Genomic DNA, 19,729 nt, shown 5'->3' on the forward strand with positions numbered 1-19,729 from the left:
AAAAAGCCCGCCCTGGGGCGGGTTTTTCTTCTGAACCGAGGGCCGGAAGAAAGCTACGGTGCGGCGGGATCCGACACGGGCGCGGCGGGACCCGTCGCGGGCGGCCCTTCCGCCGGCCGCGCGGGCGGCCCTTCCGCCGGTCGCTCCGGCGGACCGCTCCCGCCGCGCTCCGGCGGTCCGCCTTGGAAGCCCGCGGTTCCGGCCGCCTGCGGTTCCGCCGAACCGTCGGCCCGGCGCTCCGCCGGCGCCGAAACCTCCCGCTCCGGTGGCCGGGCGGCGAGATACGCCTCCAGCGTCCCGTACCGCTCCGCGATCGCCCGGGCGGCGTCGACGCCGACGTAGCGCAGATGCCACGGTTCGTACATGTACCCCGTGACCGATTCCTGGCCTTCGGGATAGCGGATGATGAAACCGAACGTCGGCGCGTGAGCCTGGAGCCACCGGCCGGCCGCCGACGCTCCAAAACACGGCTCGAGCAGGCAGCGGCGGCTACGATCGGCGACGTCGATGGCGAGCCCCGTCTGGTGCTCGCTCATCCCCGGCGGAGCGCTGACCTTCAAGGCTTCCGCCTCGCCTTTCCGCCGCACGTTGGCTTCGAAAATCTGCTTTTGCAGCTCATACGAACGAAAGGCCGACACGCCGATGAGGCGAATCCCGTCCGCTTCGGCGGCCCTAACGAGCGCCTCGATCGCCCGAGCCGCCTCCCGGCGCATGAGCCGCCCCTCGTCGCCTTCCGGCTTGTCGAAGGGGATGGCGACCGGAACGAGATCCGGCGGGCGAAAATCCGGCGGCAGCCGGTGGGCCTTGTTCACCAGGACGAGGAGCGACAGGGGATCCGCCACCTCGGTCACCGCTGCCGGAACTTTGAACGGATCCGCCGCCCCGGCCCCGCCTGCCGGCGAAGGGCCGCTCCCGGCCGCGCCCGCCGGTGAGAGGCCCGCGCCGCCGGCTCCCGTTCCGCTCCCGGCAGGATCCGGCGCCTCGCTCTCCGGCGGGGCAGACGGGGAGCCCTCCGATCGGCCCGCTCCCGGGCCTTCAGAGCCCGAAGCGGCATCGCTCCCCCCCGGGCGGGGGGGAGTCGGCGCCGCCGGTGCCCCGCCGCCCGCGACCGCCCCCGCCCCGCCGGCGCCGAGCCCCGGCGGCTCCACAGCGGATCCGGAGCGCCCGATCCCGTCAGCGAAGCCGAACTTAAGCCCGACGAACGCCGCCGCCAGCGCCACGGCCAGCGCGCCGACGGCGACCGCAGCCATCCGCCCCATTTTTTCACCTCCGCCCGTCCGGATCCTTCCGCCGCCATCCCGGTTCCGCTTTCCCGGCCCGGCTCGGCCCTTCGTCGCCTGGCGCCGCCCTTTTCCGGGGACGGCCCGCCGGCCCGCTTGCCTCGGAGCCGTCAGCGGATGTCCGTCGCCGCCGCTTCGTCGACGATGACGGTGACGCGCGGATGATGCTTCAGCACCGACGCCGGAAGATCCGGCAACGGCCCCTCGTGATACAGGCGCCGGATCGCCTCCCGTTTCGACGGCCCGCTCGCGAGCAGGAGGATCTCCCGCGCCTCGAGGATCGTCCCGAGGCCCATCGTCACCGCGTGGGTCGGCACGTCTTCCGGCCGCTCGAAAAAGCGGGCGTTCGCCTCCCGGGTCGAGGCGGTGAGCGCCACGACATGCGTCCGGGCATCGAACGGCGTTCCCGGTTCGTTAAAGCCGATGTGGCCGTTCGTGCCGATCCCGAGAAGCTGCAGATCGATGCCGCCGAGTTCCCGGATGTGCGCTTCATAACGGGCGCACTCCGCCTCGAGGTCGGCGGCCGTCCCCCGGGGGATGTCCCAGGCGTCCGCCGGCAGATCGACATGATCGAACAGCTGCTCCCGCATAAAGCGGGCGTAGCTCTGCGGATGGTCCGGCGCGAGGCCGACGTACTCGTCGAGGTTCACCGTCCGAACCCGGGCAAACGAAATCTCACCCCGCCGGAACGCGTCGACGAGGCGCCGGTACGTCCCGACCGGAGTCGATCCGGTGGCGAGCCCCAGCACAAGATCGGGTTGGGCCTTCATCCGTTCGATGATGCGCCGGGCAGCCTCCTCGGACATCGCGTCGTAGTCCCGGACGACGATCCACTCCATCCCCGTTTCCTCCCCGGGTCCCAGAATCGGCCCCCTTCCCGCGCCCTGGCGGCGCCGCCGCAGCCCGCCGGGATTCGTTCCGGCGGACCGCCCAGGGGCGGCCCGGCAGCTCGCCGACGGCGGTCCGGTGGCCCGAACGGTGTGTCGGGCCGGCGACCGGCCGAAGCGCCGTCCGGCGTGCGGCCCGGCAGCCCGCCCGGAGCGCCACCCGGCAGCCCGCCGATGGCGGCCCGGCGGCCCGCCGGAGCGTCGTCCGGCGACCCGGCCGGGGGCGACCCGACGCCAGCGGCCCGGTCGGAGCCGTTCTCAGTGTACACCGGCGGAAGGCGACCGGAACTGCCGCGTTTTGCACCGGTGGCGGAACGGACGGCCCCTCGGTCGCCCTGCCTTCCGCTCTTTCCGCCTTGGCCCGTCACAGGAGAACCCGATCGAAGACGTCGCCGAATTCCCCGCGCCGCTTTTCAAAGTAAGGCCGGCGCACCCGATCGATCACGCCGCCCCCCAGGCAGACCTCGTCGTCATAAAAGACGACCGACTGTCCCGGCGTGATCGCCCGCTCCGGCGTCTCAAAGCGGACGAAGGCCCGCCGCTCGTCCAGCACCTCCACCTCCACCGGCCGGTCCGGCTGCCGGTAGCGGAACTTCGCCGTCGCCCGAAAGACCCGATCCGGCGGCGTCCCGGCGATCCAGTGGACGTCTTCCGCCAGGAGCGCCGTGGCGAAAAGCGCCGGGTGATCCCGCCCCGCCGCCACGTACAGCCGGTTGTGGACGAGGTCTTTTTCCGCCACGAACCACGGCCCCGGCCCGAATCCGCCGCCAATCCCGAGGCCATGCCGCTGGCCGTAGGTGTAGTACATGAGCCCCTCGTGCCGGCCGAGGACCCGGCCGTCGTCGACGTTCACGATCTCGCCGGGCTGAGCCGGCAGATACGCCTGGAGGAACTTCCGGAAATCCCGCTCGCCGATGAAGCAGATGCCCGTCGAATCTTTTTTGTCCGCCGTCGCGAGCCCCGCCTCCCGGGCGATCCGCCGCACCTCCGCTTTCGTGAGCGCTCCGATGGGAAAAAGCGCCCGGGAAAGCTGGGCCTGAGACAGCTGGTGGAGGAAATACGACTGATCCTTCGCCGCATCGACGCCCCGGAGAAGGAGCACCCGCCCCCCTTCCCGGCGTACCCGGGCGTAATGCCCCATCGCCACGTAATCCGCCCCGAGCTTGAGGGCCTCCTCGAGAAAATCGCCGAATTTGATCTCCCGGTTGCACATCACGTCCGGGTTCGGCGTCCGCCCCCGGCGGTATTCTTCCAGGAAGTAGGCGAACACCTTCGCCCGGTACTCCGCCTCCAGGTTCACCGCGTAGTACGGGATGCCGATCGCCTCCGCCACCCGCCGCACGTCGGCAAAATCCTCCTCCGCCGTGCAGCGGCCGGCGGCGTCCGGCTCCGTCCAGTTGCGCATGAACACGCCGACGACGTCGTACCCGGCCCGCTTCAAAAGGAGCGCCGCCACCGACGAATCGACGCCGCCCGACATGCCGACGACGACCCGTTCCGCCACCGTCCTCCCTCCTTTCGACACCGCCCGCCCGATTCGACACTGCCCCGCTCGCTCCGAACCGCGGTGCTTCCGCCTCGATCTCGCCACCCGATGCGCCGGTTCCGCCTCGCCGGATGCCCCAAGCCTTTGGCCCCAAAACCGCCTCGCCCGGCGCCCGGCCGCGCCGTCCTGAGGCCCCGAGCTTCCGCTCCGTGCGCCTTTCAGCCCCGTGCGCCCTTCCGCCCCGTACGCCCGGTCACGCCGCACGTGAGGAACATACGTCGTGGGACTCGAAGCCTTCCGCCTCGTGCGTCCGGTCACGCCTCGCCTTCCCGAAGCGGGTACCAGCCAAACCCGATCGTCCCCTCGCCGACGTGGGTGGCGATGACCGGACCGAACGTCGACACGACGACGTCGAGGTGATCGTAACGCTCGCCGAGGCGCGCCTGCCAGCGGAGCGCCTCCCCCGGCACGTTGGCGTGGATGATCGCCACCCGGGCCCGCGGGACATTCCGCACCGCCTCGTCGAAAAGCTCGAACACCCGGGCGACGGCCTTTTTCTCCGTCCGCACCTTCTCCAGCGGCACGATCCGGCCGGCCACGAAGTGGAGGATCGGCTTCACCTGAAGGAGGCTTCCCACCACGTACTGGGCCATGTTCAGCCGCCCGCCCCGATGGAGATAGGAAAGGTCGCGGACGAGAAAAAGCGCCCGCATCCGGTCCCGGACGTCCTCCATGTGGCGGACGATCTCCTCGACCGGCCGGCCGGCCTCGGCGAGGCGGATCCCGGCTTTCAAGATAAACGCCATCGGATACGTGGTGATCTTCGCATCGATCACGTGTACCGGAAAGCCGACCATCGCCGCCGCCTGACGGCTCGTCTCCACCGTACCGCTGATGCCACCGGAGAGGTGGACGGCGATGCCGACGTCGTATTCCGCCTTCAGCCGCTCGTACAAGGCGACGAAATCGCCGAGGGACGGTTGTGACGTCGTCGGCGGCGCCGGCGATTCCCGGACGAGGCGGTAAAACGTCGCCTCGTCGATCTCCTCCCCTTCGCGATAGCTCCGGTCGCCGAAGACGACGCTGAGCGGCACGATGTGAATTCCTTTTTCCTGCGCAAACGCGGGCTCCAGGTAAGCGGTCGAATCGGTAATCCACGCGATGCGGGCCAACGAGCCCGACCTCCCCGGTCCGCACCTTCCGGCTTCGGTTTCCGGGCCCCCGCTTCCGGCTTCGCCTTCCCGGCCTTCGCTCCTTCTGGCCCATCGCCGGCTTCTCGCCGAAACGCACCGCGGCCTCTTACCGAAGCGAACTGCAGCCGCTTGCCGAAGCGAACCGCGGCCTCTTGCCGATGCGCACCACGGCCTCTTGCCGAAGCGAACCGCGGCTTCTTGCCGAAGCGCGCCGCAGCCGCTTGCCGATGCGCACCGCGCGGCTTTCCGCCGGAACCCGTCGTCGGCGCCCGCCGGAAGGCGCTTTCGTTTATCCGGATTGTATCAAATCTCGAAGCGCCGCAAAACCGGAGCGGCGCCCCTCGGAGCTTACCCCCGTCCCTCGGCGTCCGGGCGGCGGTCGGCTCCCGCCTCCCGCCGGGGCGCCCGTTCCCGGATGACGGCGCCGGCGTAGCGGCGCTCGAGCGTCTCCAGCACCCGGGGCGTCTCATCCCGGGAACCGCCGTCCCGGGCGAGCAGCGTGATCGCCACCCCCCGCCGCCGGGCGGAGCGGACGAGGCTGCCGACGACATGCTCCAGCTCCCCGGCGGCGTCTTTTGCTTCCAGGCGGATGATGAGCGCCCGATCCCGCCCGGCGGCCCGAACGGCCAGGCCGCCGAAAATGAGCGCCAGAAGCACCAGCCAGCCGGCCATCGCAAGGCCGATCCACAGCGCCTCGGTCATCGCCGATCCCTCCTCATCCCATGTCTATGCGGGATGAAGAGGGGCCAGTTCAGCGCTTCAGCCAGTCTTCCTCGAGCGCTCGGATGATGAGCTGCTTTCGATCGGGAATGCGGAGCTTCGACAGGATGCTCGAAATGTGGTTTTTCACCGTCTTGTCGCTGATGCCGAGCGCCCGGCCGATGTCCCGGTTGGTGAGCCCCCGGACGATCAGCCGGAGCACCTCTTTTTCCCGATCCGTGAGGCGGTGCCACGGATCGGCCTTTTTGCCCCCCTCGACGATCTCTTCGCCGACGAGCCCTTCGCTCAGCCGACGAAGGCGGCGCATTTCGTTGATCACCATCGGCGTCAGCCGCGGATGTATGTACCCTTCGCCGCGCGCCACGAGCCGAACGGCCTCGACGAGCGTCTCGGCGTCGACTTCTTTGAGCAAATACCCCGTGGCGCCGAGCTGGAGCGCCCGGTAGACGTACTGGGCGTCGTCATGGATCGAAAGGACGATGATCTTGGCGTCCGGATGCCGCTCGTGGATCACCCGCGTCGCTTCGACGCCGTTTAGGTTCGGCATGTTGATGTCCATGAGGATCACGTCCGGCCGAAGCGCTTCCACGAGCCGGAGCGCCTCTTCGCCATCCCCCGCCTCGCCGACGATCTCCAGGTCTTCTTCCATCTCGAGGATGCGCTTTAACCCCTCCCGAAACAGCGTGTGGTCGTCGGCGATCAGGAGGCGGATCGGCAGCCTCTCTCTCATCCGTCGTCCCTCTCTGTCTTGTCTTCCGGCCCTTTTGCCGTTCCGGTCCCCTGATCGTAGATCGGCACCTCGATCCGGAGATCCGTCCCGGCGCCGGGGCGGGTCTGGATGTCGATCTCACCGCGGAGGAGCTTGACCCGCTCCCGGATGCCCATGAGGCCGAACGTCGGCCGATCCTTGAGCGCCTCGAGGTCAAAGCCTTTGCCGTTGTCCTTGATCCGGAGGCGCACTTTGAGCGGCAAAAATTCAAGGACCAGCTGGACCAGGGTCGCCTCGGCATGTTTGACGACGTTGTTCAGCGCCTCCTGGATCATGCGAAACAGGGCCACCTCGATCATCGGCTTCAGGCGCTCTTCCCGCCCGTGCACCCGGAATTCGATGTAAAAAGGGTATTTTTCGTTATACTCTTCAACGAGGCGCTTGACCACCGGCACGAGGCCGAGGTCGTCGAGGGCCATCGGCCGAAGGTCGTAGATGATCCGCCGCACGTCGGCCAGCGACCGCCGCACGCTTTCCCGAAGCGCCCGAAGCTCCGCCCGGACGGCGTCCAGATCGCCACCATCGAGCGTTGTCAACATCGGATGTAAAATCCCCAATAGCAGCGGATAAAGATTCCCCAAAATCACCGGCATGATTTCCTCAAAATCATCGGGATGAATTCCCCACCCCTGTGTCGAACTATGGCACCTGCCATCACTTTTGGGGAGGTGCCGGTGATGAGGGAGAGTGAGAAGATGGAGATCAGGAAGCTGTATGAGGAGGGCGTCAGCATCTCGGAACTGGCCAGAAGATACGGCCATGACCGCAAAACCATCCGCAAGGCTGTGAGTGAGCCGAGGCAGCAGGAGGAGGGGAGGGTGAAGTCGCGCAGCCGTAGGGTGAAAGGCCACAAGCTGGAGCCGTACAAGGCCTATGTGGAGCAGCGCATGCGTATCGGCGTCCTCAATGCGGAGCGAATCTTTCGCGAGATCCGGGAGCAGGGATATACCGGCGGAATTACCGTACTGCGCGAGTTCATGCACCCTCTCCGCCCGGTTGTCTCTGCCAAGGCAACCGTGCGGTTTGAGACGGCTCCGGGGGAACAAGCGCAAATCGACCTGGGCGCATTCCCCTACCTGGATCCGCAGGGCCATCGGCGCAAGGTATGGTGCTTTGCCATGGTCCTCGCCTACTCCCGCATGCTCTACCTGGAGTTTATCAGAGCGGCGGACCAACGGCATATCCTCCAGGCGCTCCGGAACGCGCTGGAGTTCTTCGGCGGGGTTCCAAAGGTCATGCTCAGCGACAACTGCTCCCCGCTGGTCGTGGCCAACGACGGTCATGGACACGTCGACTGGCAGCCGGCGTACATGGACTTCGCCAAGTACTACGGATTCGTGCCCAAGGCCTGTAAGCCCTACCGAAGTCGCACCAAAGGGAAGATTGAACGGCCCATCGGGTATATCCGGTCCAGCTTCTGGCCGGTTTCGTTCGTGGACCATGACGACCTGAACCGGCAAGGTGCCATCTGGCGGGATACGGTGGCTAATGTGCGCATCCACGGCACGACGCGGGAGCAGCCGGTGGTGCGGTTTCAGGCCGAGACGCTTAAGCCCCTGCCTAAGAGCCGGTACACGCTGGCGTACGCCGATATGCGCAAGGTCATGAGCGATTGTCGCATCTCCTGGAACACGAACATGTACACCGTTCCATGGCGGTATGTGGGGCACACCGTGCTGGTCCGGGAGTTTGAGTCAGGCCGCCTGCAGATCGAGTACGGCGGGCAGGTCATTGCCGAACACCGCGTGCTCACAGGCAGGCACCAGGTCTCAACCGACCCTGAGCACTTCAAGGGCATCCCGGCTGGGACGCCTCATCCGGATCGAGGCAAGGTGCCAGGGTTGCAAATCGGGCCGGACGTGGAGCAGCGGGAGCTGTCCGTCTATGAGCAGATCGCGATGGGAGGTCAGGGGCAATGAGTGAGGCGTTGGTTTTGGCCAAGGCCGAGGAGCAGCTGCTGGAGCTGGGATTGAAGCGCGCCGCGGCGGTGCTGCCGGCGTGCGTGGAGTGGGCAGCGGGGCACCAGGCGACCTATGCGGAGTTCCTGCACAGACTGCTGGATGCTGAGCAGGAGGAGCGATACAGCCGTTACATGCACGCCAGACTCCGCATGGCCAACTTCCCGTATCACAAGACCCTTGCAGATTTCGATTTCTCGTTCCAGCCGTCCGTCGATGAGCGACAAATACGCGAACTGGCCGGCTTGACGTTCATCCGGGAGGGCAGCAACGTCATCTTCCTGGGACCGCCGGGGGTGGGCAAGACCCACCTTGCGGTGGCCCTGGGGATGGAGGCGATTCGACAGCGCATGAGCGTCTACTTCGTGACCATGCAGAAGCTGGTCGCTGACTTGCGACGGGCGTACCAAGAGGGACGGCTGGACAAGCGCCTGCGCATCTACACCCAGCCGAAGCTGCTGATCTGCGACGAAGTCGGCTACTTGCCGCTTGACGCCTTGGACGCCGCGAACTTCTTCCGGCTCGTGTCGGAGCGCTACGAGCATGGCTCCCTGATCATCACGTCCAACACCAGCTTCACCAACTGGGGGACACTCTTCGGTGACCAGGTGCTGGCCTCTGCCTTGCTCGACCGGCTCCTGCACCACGCCACCACCATCAACATCCGCGGCAACAGCTACCGGATGAAGGACAAGCTGCGCGCCGGGGTGACCCATGCGCTGAAGGAGGAGGTGACCGCGTAGATCGAACATACGTCTGGGGAATGATGCGCGATGATTTTGGGGAACTGAATCCGCTGTTTGTGGGGAATCGAACGCGATTTTTTTGGGGAGTTTTAATCCGCTATTGACAGCGTCCGCTCGATGATCTCGAGCCGAAGGATGACGTGGGCGAGCGACTGGGCCGGCCCGTCGTGCATCTCCCGGGCGACCCGGCGGCGTTCCTCCTCCTGCGCTTCGATGATCTTGAGGCCGAAAAGCTGCCCGCTTTCCGCCGAGGCGAGGGCCTCCGTCATCCGGGCGATGTCCCCCTGCAGGTAGCTCAAGACGACACTCACCTGAGCGAGCAGCCGGTCCGCCTTCTCGAGCGTCCGCTCGAGGTTTTTCAGGCGGAGTTCGAGCTCATCCCGCCGTTTGCGCAAAAAAATTTCTTTTTCTCGGTTGAGCGTGAGGGCCATCTGCGCCCGGTGGGCCGCCTCATACGCCTCCCGGATGTCCGGCTCCCGGTAGCGGTGAAAGTGCTGGCTCACCTCCATCAGGCGGCGGCGCATTTTCTTGACTTCCCGTTCCAGGGCGTCGTTTTGCTCGATGTGCCGCCGGACGTCCTCCCGGACGGCGTCGAGCTCCTTTTTGAGCGCCTCGTATTCTTCCCGGGCGTGCTCCGCGATCTCATAGATCTGATCGCGGCTCATCTCCATCGTCTCGATCGCCCGCCGGAGCACCCGGTCGAGGGCCCGGCTGGCGGACTGCGCCCCGTTCTCCGACCACCGATCCATGAAGGCGATCACCTCGTCGGCATCGCCTTCATTGTATCACATTGATAGAATGCCGTCTGCCGGCCGTGTGGCGCATTTTTTAAATTTTCATCCTCCATATGGCCTAGGCAATGCTTCCCAAATTTCGCCTGTAGACGACAAGAAACGCGCAAAAAATCGCCTCCGGCCGCCGATCGGGCGATCGGCATCGGAAGCGATCCTGAGGCGGAAACGGCGCCCGGCCGCGGCAGACGGCGATCGAGAGCGGACGGCAACCCTTCGCAGACGGCGCCCCCCGCCGGGCGACGGCCCTTCAGAGGTTCCCCGCCTGGGCGCCGCTTACGTACGCTTCGGCGTCCCGCCGGAGCGCCTCGGCGACGTCCGTCCGCTCCCACGGAAGATCGAGGTCCGTCCGGCCGAAATGGCCGTAGGCGGCCGTCTGGCGGTAGATCGGTCGCCGGAGGTCGAAACGGCGGATGATGCCGGCCGGCCTGAGGTCGAAGTGCCGCTCGATGAGGCGGATGAGCACCCCTTCCGGCACCTTCCCCGTGCCGAACGTATCGACGCGGATCGACACCGGGCGGGCGACGCCGATGGCGTAGGCGATCTGCACCTCGCACATGTCGGCAAGGCCGGCGGCGACGATGTTTTTCGCCACGTGACGGGCGGCGTAGGCGGCCGAGCGGTCGACCTTCGTCGGATCTTTGCCGGAGAAGGCGCCGCCGCCGTGGCGGGCGTAGCCGCCGTACGTGTCGACGATGATCTTCCGGCCCGTCAGCCCCGCGTCCGCCTGGGGGCCGCCGAGGACGAAGCGGCCGGTCGGGTTGATGAAGTACTTCGTCTCTGCGTCGAGATACGCCGCCGGCACGACCGGCCGGATGACGTGCTCGAGGATGTCCCGGCGGATCGTCGCCTGATCGACGTCGGGGTCATGCTGGGCGGAGACGACGATCGTATCGACCCGGACCGGCTTCGGCCCGTCGTACTCGACCGTCACCTGCGTCTTTCCGTCCGGCCGGAGGTACGGGAGCGTCTTGTCCTTCCGCACTTCGGCGAGCCGCCGGGCGAGCCGGTGCGCGAGGGCGATCGGAAGGGGCATCAGTTCCGGCGTCTCATTGACGGCAAAGCCGAAAACGAGCCCCTGGTCGCCGGCGCCGATCGCTTCGATCTCGCCTTCGCTCATCTGCCCTTCCCGCGCCTCGAGCGCCCGGTCGACGCCCATGGCGATGTCGGGGGACTGCTCGTTGATGGACGTGAGCACCGCGCACGTGTCGGCGTCGAAGCCGAACTTCGCCCGGGTGTAGCCGATCTCCCGGACCGTATCCCGGACGACCTTGGGAATGTCGACGTAGCCGGACGTCGTCATCTCGCCGACGACGAGGACGAGCCCCGTCGTCACCGTCGTCTCGATCGCCACCCGCGCGTTCGGGTCCTGAGCGAGGACGGCGTCGAGGATGGCGTCGCTGATCTGATCGCACATCTTGTCCGGATGGCCTTCGGTGACCGATTCGGAGGTGAACAGATGGCGGCCTTTCAGGTGGCGCATGACGGGGCCTCCCTTCTGCGGATTGAAAAACCGACGCGGCTCCGGCTCGAAAGGCCGGCCCGGGCGAGGACGCGGTCCTCGCTGACACGCTTCAAAAAGCGAAACGCAACGCTCCAAAAGCCGCAGCGCAACGCTCCAAGGGGCGCAGCCGACAAAACCCGCGACGATCAGGCACACAAACGAACGAAAAAGCGCCTTCCCCCGGCCACAGAGGAAAAGGCGCAGCTTCGTCCGCGTGTCTCCGGCGCCATAACTGTCTAGAGATTGTATCCTACCCCCGAACGCCTGTCAAGGCAGCGCCGGACGCCGCCCGGCCAGCGACCGAAGGCGCTCCTCCAGTTTTTCGGCGGTGATGTCCGGCGCTCCGGCGTTGATCCGCGGCAGGCGGACCGGATCGGACGTCCGCGTGACGAGACCGGGCCTTGTCGTAAACATCCAGCGGTATCCCAGCTCTTTAAGCACCGCCACCACATCCGCGTTCGTTTCGCCGTACGGATAGGCGAAAAAGCGCTCTTCATGGCGCCTTTCGCCCGCGCTCAGGTGCTGTTCCAGCGCCTGCTTGGCCGCGGACAGGTCTTCTTGAATCCGCCGGCGATACGCTTGGGTCGTCTCCATCCGATGACGATCGCTTAAATAACGCCGGTGTGTCAGGGCACTGCCGCAAGGGTGTGGACAGCCTCGCCCCATGACCCAATCATGCATGTTGTACGTATGAGAGTAAAAATCCAAACCCTCTCGATACAAATTTTCAATTGCCTGCCAATCCAGATACGATAAAGCCGCCGAACGGCGTGGCCGCTCTGCAAAGCTCACGATCAGAAAATTAGTGGCCGTCATCCCGTATTTTTTTAAAAGCGGAACGGAACGTCTCGTCGAGGTGATGAAACATGAGCACCGCGACTTTATCCTGATAGTAGACAGGGTGAGCATCCCCGCCGGAAGGAGGAGCGCCGGAAAAACCCGCCGCGGCCGGCGGTCCCAAAATCCAGCACGGCAAGATCAGGACGACCGGCGCGAGCAAGACCGCCCATTTTCTCCTCTTTCGTCGACCGGGCCCCCGACCGGATTCGAGCATTGCCCCTCGCTCCTCCAACGCGTTTTGGCTTCTTCGAGCCGTTTCGCTTCTTGGGGCCGGCGAACGTCACTTTCGCCGGCGCTTCGTCCACCCGACGGCCCCGAGGGCAAGGAGCGCCGGGAGCGCGTCGTAGCGGTAGCGCACCTGGATTTCGATCACGAGGTGCGCCGCCGCATAGCCGAGGAGAAAGAGGGCGAGGACGGCCGCTTTCGGGCCGATCTCCGGCCGCCGCAGGCGACCGAACGCCGCCAGCCCAAGGGCCGCAAGGAGAAAGAGGACCCGCTCGAAGGCGAGCGCCGCCGCCAGCACCGGCTTCGGCGGCGCCCAGCCGCTCCAGATCGGCGCCTGATCGGGAAACCCCCACAGATACGCCGCCTTCTCCATGAAAAACGCCCCCAGCCCCGGCGCCCGAAGCCGCTCGGCAATGAGCGCCCGCTCGAAGGCCGACCGGGCCTCGCCGGCCGGAAGACCCATGACCGCCTCGTAATCCGCCCGGGAAAAGTGCCCGATCGTCTCCCGGTTGAGACCCGCGACGAACTTCCAGAGCGGCTCGTGATTGCCGAGGGGCCGGTCGGTCACGCCGGTCGTGACGAGGACGACCGAAACGGCGGTGCGCCCGGCGAAAAAGACGGCGACAAGCCCGAGGGCAAGACCGAGCCGCCCGAAAAAACCGAATCGGGCGCGACCTTCTTTGCCGGACAGCCTCGGTCGCTCGCCGGCGAATAGAAGGGCGCCCGTCACGGCGGCGGAGACGAAGACGATCCCGATCGGCCGGACGAGATCGCCGGCGGCCAAAAGCGCCCCCGCCGCTCCCGTCAGCATGAGGGCGCGACCTCCCTTTCCGCCGCTTAAGCGCCGAAGCGCCCGCCCCCAGACGAACAGCCCCCCGTACGCCAAAAGCGCCGCCAGGTGCTGATTCGTAAGCACGCTCGCCATCATCACCGTCGACGGGTAGACGGCCAAAAGAAGCGCCGCCAGCTTGCCCGCCGTCTCCGCCGCTTCCGCTTCCGCCGCGCCGTCCCGAGGTTCGGCCTCCGTCGCCCCGGCTCCCGCCGCGCCGACCGCACTGTGCCGAAGTCCGGGATCCGTCCCTCCGGCTGCCGCCGCACCGACCGCACCGTGCCGGGGTCCGGGATCCGTCCTTCCGACTTCCGGCGCATCGACCCCACCGTCTCGGGATCCGGGCTCCGGAGCGCCAGCTTCCGCCGTGCCGTCTGCCGGAGGCCCCGCCGGCGCGCCGCCCGCCCGGCGCGTTTGCCCGGCGCCGAAGGACCGCCCGCCGCCGGCGGCCGAGCGGCCGAGGGCGTAGCCGACGGCCGGAAGGAGGGCCAGGACGACGGCGTTGGCCCACTTCAAAACGGCGAGATCCGGCCCGAACAGACGAAAAAGCGCCGCCTCGCCCAGGACGAACGGGACCTGGTACGTCCACAATTGAAAATACTCCGAACGAAGCGGACCGACGTCGCCTCCCGCCACCGCCCGCGCCGCTTCCGCCATCGTGCGGAAATCGGACACCGGCGCCGTCGGCACCGTCGCGATCCAGACCGCCCGAAGGCCAAAGGCGATGAGCATCGCCGCCGGGACGACGAAGCGGGCCGGAAGGCGGCTCATTCGCCAAATGAGCCAGAACCCGGCGCCGGCCGCGGCCGCTCCGCCGGCGGCCGGCGCCGCCCCGCCCAAGGCGACGATGCCGCCGAAGTGCCGCACCGTCCCGACGATCGCCGCAAGCCCGAAGGCGGCCAGGCCGGCGACGATCAGCCGGTCGGCCCATCGCTTCATGAGCGCCACGCGTCTTCACCCGGTTTCTTGCGGTTTCTTGCGGCGCCGGCGCCTTCACGGGCCTGTCCCGGCGCCGAGCCCCGGACCGCCTCCCCGGCATGAATTCCGGGGCTTTCGCCGGGGGTTTCCGTAAAACCGCCCGGCGCCGCCCGATCGTCGTTCATGCGCCCGCTCGACGCCGCTCGATCGCCGCTTATGCGCCCGCTCAGCGCCCCGACCCGCCGCGAACGATCTCATACGGCCCCCAGACGGTGACGTAGCACGTCGCGTCGCCGACGACCCGGATGCCCCGGCCGTCCTTCGACGGCACGACGAGCAGATGGTCGTATTTGACCGGCTGGCCGTCCTTGACGTCGATCCCGGCCGTCACGTCCGACAGGCCGTTGCCGCCGGCATTGCCGATGGCGAGCGCCTTCCCCGTCCGGACGATGAGCATCGTCCCGCTTCCGCCGCGGAGGATGTCCCCCGGCTTGAGGGCGAGCACCTGGTACGGCATCGCCGTGACCGCGGCGCCCCCGCCCGAAGCGCCGGAGCTCCCGCTTCCCGAGCCGCTCCCGGAAGTCGGCGCGCCGGCCGGCGCGTTCGACCCGGCGCCGGAAGAAGGCGCCGTCCCCCGCAGCTCCGCCCGAAGCGCCTCGAGCTTCTCGTCCACGTAGCTTTTCGTCACGAGCGGATCGTCCGCCGAGCCGGGGATGCCGGCGTTCGCGTCGGCGTATGCCAACGAAGCGACGCCGATCAGGAGAACCCCCGCCCCGAGCGCCCTAAGCCGCGTTCGCATCGTCATCCGTCCGTCACCCTTCCGCCGCTTTTCACCGTCGTGCCCTCCGCTTCACCCTCGAACGCCCCCGCCGTCGAAGGACGAGGGGCGTCGGCACGCGACCTTAGCCCGCTTCGCCTTTTTCATTGTACCGGGTGTGCGGCGCCTTTTCTAGGGAAGGACGTCGCATCGCTTTGACGCCTCGCCCCTACGCCTCGCCGCTGCGCCTCGCCGCTACGGCCAGAGCTTCGCCATCATCGCCGCCGCTTCGGCGCGGGTCGCCGTCCCGTCCGGCCGGAGCGTCCCGTCCGGATAGCCGCTCATCCGCTTCGCCTCGACGAAGAGGCTGAGCGCCGGAAGCGCCCAGTGCGTCGGGGGCACGTCCCGGAACGCTTCGGCCGCCGCATCCGTCGTGACGTCCGGGTCGAGGCCGGGAACGGGAGACGTGCGAAGCGCCTGCCGGAGGATCGCCGCCATCTCCGCCCGCGTGATCGGCCGATCCGGCCGGATGCCGCCGTCGGGATAGCCCGAAAGCCACCCCGCGGCCGCCGCCCGCCGGAGCGCGTCGGCGGCCCAGTGCCCGGCCGGGAGGTCGACAAACGTCGGAAGCGGCGCCCGAGCCGCCGGCAGCCCGAGCCGGCCGGCGAGGAGCGCGACGAATTCCGCCCGGGTGATGGACCGATCCGGACGAAACGTCCCGTCCGGATAGCCCGCCACCGCCCCCCGGGCTTTGAGCGCGGAAAGCGCCTCCCGTACCCAGTGAGACGCCATGTCGACGAACGGCCCGTCCGCCGCCGTCGCCCGGAGGACATAGAAGCGATCGGTAAAGGGCCGCTCCGCCGTAAGCCGGAGATAACTGAGCCCCGCCGGGAGCATGAAGACGTGCGTCAGGCGCCCCTCGTCCGGACCGGCCGGGAGGCGCACCCGCTCGATCAGGCCCCCCTTTCCGTCCAGCGCTTCCAGCGTCCCGCCCGTGCCCGGCGGAAACCCGCGGACGTCCACCCGCACGAACCCCGGTCGGTCGAGGTAGACGTGGTAATGCTCCGCCCGGTCCGCCCGCGGCACCACGCCGAAGGCGGACTTCCCGAAGAAAAGGGCCCTCGACTTGGGAAGCGTATCCGGACGAGCGGCCGCTACGGTGGCGGCCGGCCGGTAGTCGAAGGAGAGGCGGTACTCGGCGTTCACGCCGGCGCGGTAAAAGTTCCGCACCCCGACCTTGAGGACCGAACCGCCCTTCACCGGCACTTCCGCTGCTTCATCCAGCCGGCCGTTGTAGGGCCCGTTGTCGTCGATGACCCGCGTCGCGCGATCGTCCTGGAGCATGAGCACGAGGTCGAGGGCCGGATCGTTCGTCTCCGCCCGCACCGTAAGCCGGCCGTCCTCAGGAAGCTCCAGGCGGAACCAGGCCTCATCGCCGGCCCGGGGGAGCGTCCCGACGAGCCCCGTCCTTTCGAACAGATCGATCGGATACGCCCTGGCCGGCGAACCGTTGTCCCCGTACGGCGCCGTGTAGATCGTAAAGCTCGCCCGGAGGGTGAACCGGGCCGCCGCCTTATCACCATTCGTCAGGCGGAGGACCGTCCGGCCCTTCGGCACGGCAACGCTCGTGCTCCCGCCCTCCGCAAGGCGCATCGTCTTTTGCGCCTGCCCTTTCGCATCCACCGTGGCCACGGTGAGCGGCACGGAGAGCCCCGACGCCGTGAGCGAAACGCTCCCCGCATACGGGGCGTCGAGGGCAAAATAGACCGACCCGCCGGGCGGGACGGCGACGCCGACCGCTTTGTCCAGCGGAAGCGGCGCCGCCCGGTCCGGCGCCGTGTTGCCCCCGTAGGGCGTGACGGGCCCGCCCTGCCACGTCGACAGCGCCGCATACGCATCGACGCGGCCGAAGCCGACGGACGGCCGCGGCGCGCCGGGGATCGGAGACGCCGTCGCCCGGAGCTGATCCCGGACGGCTTCCGCCGGGCCGGGCTTTTTCGAGATGAGAAGCGCCGCCACGCCGGCGGCCTGCGGCGCCGCCATCGACGTCCCGGAGTAGGCGTCGTACCCGCCGGGGCGGGCGGTGAAAATGTTCACGCCGTAGGCGACGACGTCGACCGCATCGCCCCGGTTGGAAAACGGCGCCGGCCGGTCCCGCTCGTCGAGGGCGCCGACGCCGAGCACCGTCGGGTAGGCCGCCGGGTACGGCACCTTGCCGCCGTCGTTGCCGGCGGCGGCCACGACGACGACCCCGGCCCGCTCCGCCTCCTCGAGGGCGTTTTCCATGGCGAACGAATAGACCGGGTCGGTGAGCGACAGGACGATCACCTTCGCCCCCCGGTCGACGGCTTCCCGGATGCCCCGGGCGACGGTGTACGAATTGCCGCTTCCGAAGGCGTCGAGCGCCTTGATCGGGAGCACCTTCGCCGCCGGCGCGATCCCCTGAAGGCGCCCGCCGCCGACGAGGATGCCGGCGAGGGCGGTGCCGTGGCCGTTGTCGTCGTACGAGGTTCCGCCGGTGAGGAGGTTCACCCCGCTTTCGAGACGGCCCCGAAACGCCGGATGGTCGAGGGCGACGCCGGTGTCGACGACGGCGATCGTCACTCCGCGGCCGTCGGCGATTCGCTGCGCCTCCGGCACCCGAAGCCGCTCAAGGTACCACTGGGCCGAAAGGGCGGCCGTATGGAGGGCCGAAAGGGCGGACGCATGGAAGGCCGACAGGGCGGACGCCTCGATCGCCGGCGGGACGGACGCCGGCCCCTGCGGCAGGGCGGCTCCGGCGCCGCTGACTCGGACCCGGCTGTTCGGCTGGTAGCGGACGACGTTCGCGTCGGCCTCGAGGGCCGAAACGACGTCTCCCTCCCGGCCCGGAAGCGCCCGGATGCGGCCGATTCCGGACTCCGGGTCGACGTCGACGACCGCATACGGCGCCCCGGGAACCGGGCCCGGCGCCGGCGGCGTCCGCCACGCGACGATCCATTCGCCGGGGATGAGGTCCTCCGGCGCCGGCGCCTCGCCCCGGGCGGCGAGGACGTCTTTGGTCGGCGGCGCCTCCGCCGCCCCCGAAGGGTCCGGTGGGGAGCTTTCGTTGCCGGGATGCCCATTGGAGACCCCGGCATCCAGTGGCATGCGAGCCTCCACCGGAAGACGGCCGGCAGCCGGTTCATGCCCACCCTGTGAACCGCTTGCTTCCTGGGCTCGGACGTCGAACACGGGCACGGCAAGACCGCCTGCAAGCATGACAGACAACAAAAGGACGGCGGCCCCTTTCAACCTTCGGAGCCACCGACATTCAGAAAGCGGGTCCTTCATCCGTCTGAGCCCCTTTTCGATTCTTTGACCGCTGCTTCGCGCTTTTCACGTCGCTATTTTAGCACGAGCGTTCATTCACGTCGCTATTTTAGCACGGGCGTTCATGCTTGTAAATCAACGGTTCAGGATGCTGTAACGGACGCGCCGGCGGAAGCGCCGGAGAGGTCGACATAGCCGCGTTTCAAGGCGTCCAGCTTGGCCAGAGCGACGAAGTAGCGGTACTTCGCCGCGTCCATCTCCGTCTGCGCTTTCATCACCGCCAGCTGATAGGCGTCATAATCATGTTTGGAGACGAAGCCGAGCTCGTACCGCGTGCGCAAGCTGTCTTTGTCCCGGCTGGCCTCGGCCCATTTCTGACGCGCCCGAAGGTATGCCTCTTCCGCGTCCTTGGCCTCCCGATACAGATTTTCGATGGCCGTCAGCACGTCGCGTCTGGTGTTTTGCCACTGTTCTTCTTTGGACAGCCACTCGTTCTCGGCCTGTTTTTTCTTTGTCGTATAACGATCTTTGTCCCGGTTGTAGTATTCGGGATTGTTCTTCCGCTCCTGCTCCTTGGCAAAATCGTATTGCTGCTTCGCCAGGCGACGATCCAGCTCCGCCTGCTGCATCTTGAACGTCTGCGCGGCAAGCGCCTCCACGTCGCCCGGCATGTTCACGGTCGCCGCCCCCGGAAGGCTCACCGGTTCGAGCCGGATGTCGGGGTTGAACGGAATATCCAGGAGGTACAGGAACTGCCCCAGCAGCTTGTGATACTGGATGCGCACATTGCTCAGCGTGCGCTCGGCGTCGGTCACTTCGCGCTCTTTTTTGTCGATCTCTTCTTTGGATGCCATGCCGATGTTCTCTTTTGCCGTGACCGCGGCAAGATCTTTTTTCTTCTGATCCAAATTGTCCTCAAGAAGCCGGATGTTGTCGTTCAGCGAAAGGAGCCCGGTATAAAGCTGCGTGACGGCCAGCGTGATCGCTTCGCGCAGTTCCGCATCTTGAAGCTCAAGCTTTTTTCGCTGAAGTTTGAGTTCGTCGAGCGTTTCGTCGAGCGTGTCTTTCTGGTAGTCGAGATTGTCTCTTTGCTTTTCCATTTCCTGCAGCTGCCGATCCAGGACGTCGATCGGCGGATCCGTCGCTTTCCCCTGCCTGGCCGCTTCAGCATAGTTTAAGATCATGCTCCACTGAGCGTTGATCGCGTTGTTGAGCTCGGCCCGCGCGTCGTCGAGGTCGTCTCGGGCGTCTTCCAGGTCTTTTTTGTTCAGATCGAGATTTTTGAGCGCGTATTCCAGAATGCGCTTGTTTCGATCGATGAAAATCGCCCGGTCGATTGCCTGCTGGAGCGTGAGCGAGCGATAGACGCTCTCTTCTGCCGCCGCCCGGGCATGGGCGCCGATTGGGAGCGGCGCATCGGCGAAAAACGGCAGCGGAAGCGGGGCGGACACGAGCCCCAGCGTGACGAGGCCGACCACGGCTTTCCGCTTCCACGACGGACCCGCATACGGAATCACTCAGAATCGCCTCCTTAA

At 67.4% G+C, this 19,729-nt stretch carries 16 protein-coding genes; 2 read left to right on the plus strand and 14 right to left on the minus strand.

Translation table 11 applies throughout. The features are described from left to right. Positions 1-53: 53 nt before the first annotated feature. From K2M58_RS11470 to K2M58_RS11500, 7 genes are all read right to left on the minus strand, one after another. Positions 54-1,259, minus strand: a complete 1,206-nt coding sequence (locus K2M58_RS11470) for a M15 family metallopeptidase (RefSeq protein ID WP_220677645.1) — start codon at positions 1,257-1,259, stop codon at positions 54-56. 131 nt (positions 1,260-1,390) lie between these two features. Next, complete coding sequence (gene nagB / locus K2M58_RS11475) at positions 1,391-2,119, minus strand: glucosamine-6-phosphate deaminase (protein WP_220677646.1); 729 nt, start codon at positions 2,117-2,119, stop codon at positions 1,391-1,393. 412 nt (positions 2,120-2,531) lie between these two features. Beyond that, positions 2,532-3,671 (minus strand): tRNA 2-thiouridine(34) synthase MnmA, encoded by a 1,140-nt coding sequence (mnmA, locus tag K2M58_RS11480; RefSeq protein ID WP_289628251.1) that lies wholly within the window; start codon positions 3,669-3,671, stop codon positions 2,532-2,534. A 296-nt stretch (positions 3,672-3,967) separates the two neighbouring features. Continuing rightward, positions 3,968-4,825, minus strand: a complete 858-nt coding sequence (locus K2M58_RS11485) for a DegV family protein (protein WP_220677647.1) — start codon at positions 4,823-4,825, stop codon at positions 3,968-3,970. 369 nt (positions 4,826-5,194) lie between these two features. Beyond that, positions 5,195-5,548: a hypothetical protein gene (locus K2M58_RS11490; protein WP_220677648.1), complete on the minus strand. Its 354-nt coding sequence runs from the start codon at positions 5,546-5,548 to the stop codon at positions 5,195-5,197. 49 nt (positions 5,549-5,597) lie between these two features. Next, positions 5,598-6,284 carry a response regulator gene (locus K2M58_RS11495; protein ID WP_289628285.1) on the minus strand — a complete coding sequence of 229 codons (687 nt, stop codon included), beginning with the start codon at positions 6,282-6,284 and terminating at the stop codon, positions 5,598-5,600. A gap of 8 nt (positions 6,285-6,292) precedes the next feature. Further along, the gene (locus K2M58_RS11500) at positions 6,293-6,922 is read right to left on the minus strand and encodes a sensor histidine kinase (RefSeq protein ID WP_220677650.1); all 630 of its coding nucleotides are present in this window, start codon (positions 6,920-6,922) and stop codon (positions 6,293-6,295) included. 54 nt (positions 6,923-6,976) lie between these two features. On the opposite strand from K2M58_RS11500, the gene istA reads away from it, so the two are divergent. Together istA and istB are read left to right on the plus strand one after the other, a co-directional pair. Next, complete coding sequence (gene istA / locus K2M58_RS11505; protein ID WP_252393391.1) at positions 6,977-8,254, plus strand: IS21 family transposase; 1,278 nt, start codon at positions 6,977-6,979, stop codon at positions 8,252-8,254. Then, positions 8,251-9,036, plus strand: coding sequence for an IS21-like element helper ATPase IstB (gene istB, locus K2M58_RS11510; RefSeq protein ID WP_220676869.1), 786 nt, complete (start codon positions 8,251-8,253; stop codon positions 9,034-9,036). The genes istA and istB overlap by 4 nt, the downstream gene beginning before the upstream one ends. 92 nt (positions 9,037-9,128) lie before the next feature. On the opposite strand, the gene K2M58_RS11515 is transcribed toward istB, so the two are convergent. The 7 genes from K2M58_RS11515 to K2M58_RS11545 form a co-directional block, all read right to left on the minus strand. Next, positions 9,129-9,788, minus strand: coding sequence for a histidine kinase (locus K2M58_RS11515; RefSeq protein ID WP_220677651.1), 660 nt, complete (start codon positions 9,786-9,788; stop codon positions 9,129-9,131). A 292-nt stretch (positions 9,789-10,080) separates the two neighbouring features. Continuing rightward, complete coding sequence (metK, locus tag K2M58_RS11520; protein ID WP_220677652.1) at positions 10,081-11,313, minus strand: methionine adenosyltransferase; 1,233 nt, start codon at positions 11,311-11,313, stop codon at positions 10,081-10,083. Positions 11,314-11,601: 288 nt separating this feature from the next. Next, on the minus strand, positions 11,602-12,243 hold the full coding sequence (locus tag K2M58_RS11525; RefSeq protein WP_289628252.1) for a polysaccharide deacetylase family protein: 642 nt from the start codon (positions 12,241-12,243) through the stop codon (positions 11,602-11,604). Positions 12,244-12,454: 211 nt separating this feature from the next. Beyond that, the gene (locus tag K2M58_RS11530) at positions 12,455-14,167 is read right to left on the minus strand and encodes a hypothetical protein (protein WP_220677654.1); all 1,713 of its coding nucleotides are present in this window, start codon (positions 14,165-14,167) and stop codon (positions 12,455-12,457) included. Between the two features lie 205 nt (positions 14,168-14,372). Beyond that, on the minus strand, positions 14,373-14,951 hold the full coding sequence (locus K2M58_RS11535) for a hypothetical protein (protein ID WP_220677655.1): 579 nt from the start codon (positions 14,949-14,951) through the stop codon (positions 14,373-14,375). A 207-nt stretch (positions 14,952-15,158) separates the two neighbouring features. Then, positions 15,159-18,032, minus strand: coding sequence for a S8 family serine peptidase (locus K2M58_RS11540; protein ID WP_220677656.1), 2,874 nt, complete (start codon positions 18,030-18,032; stop codon positions 15,159-15,161). Positions 18,033-18,337: 305 nt separating this feature from the next. Then, positions 18,338-19,711 carry a TolC family protein gene (locus tag K2M58_RS11545; protein ID WP_220677657.1) on the minus strand — a complete coding sequence of 458 codons (1,374 nt, stop codon included), beginning with the start codon at positions 19,709-19,711 and terminating at the stop codon, positions 18,338-18,340. Positions 19,712-19,729 lie beyond the last annotated feature (18 nt).

Origin of the sequence: Hydrogenibacillus sp. N12, assembly GCF_019645935.1 — a bacterium.
Lineage (GTDB): Bacteria > Bacillota > Bacilli > Thermicanales > DSM-22653 > Hydrogenibacillus > Hydrogenibacillus schlegelii.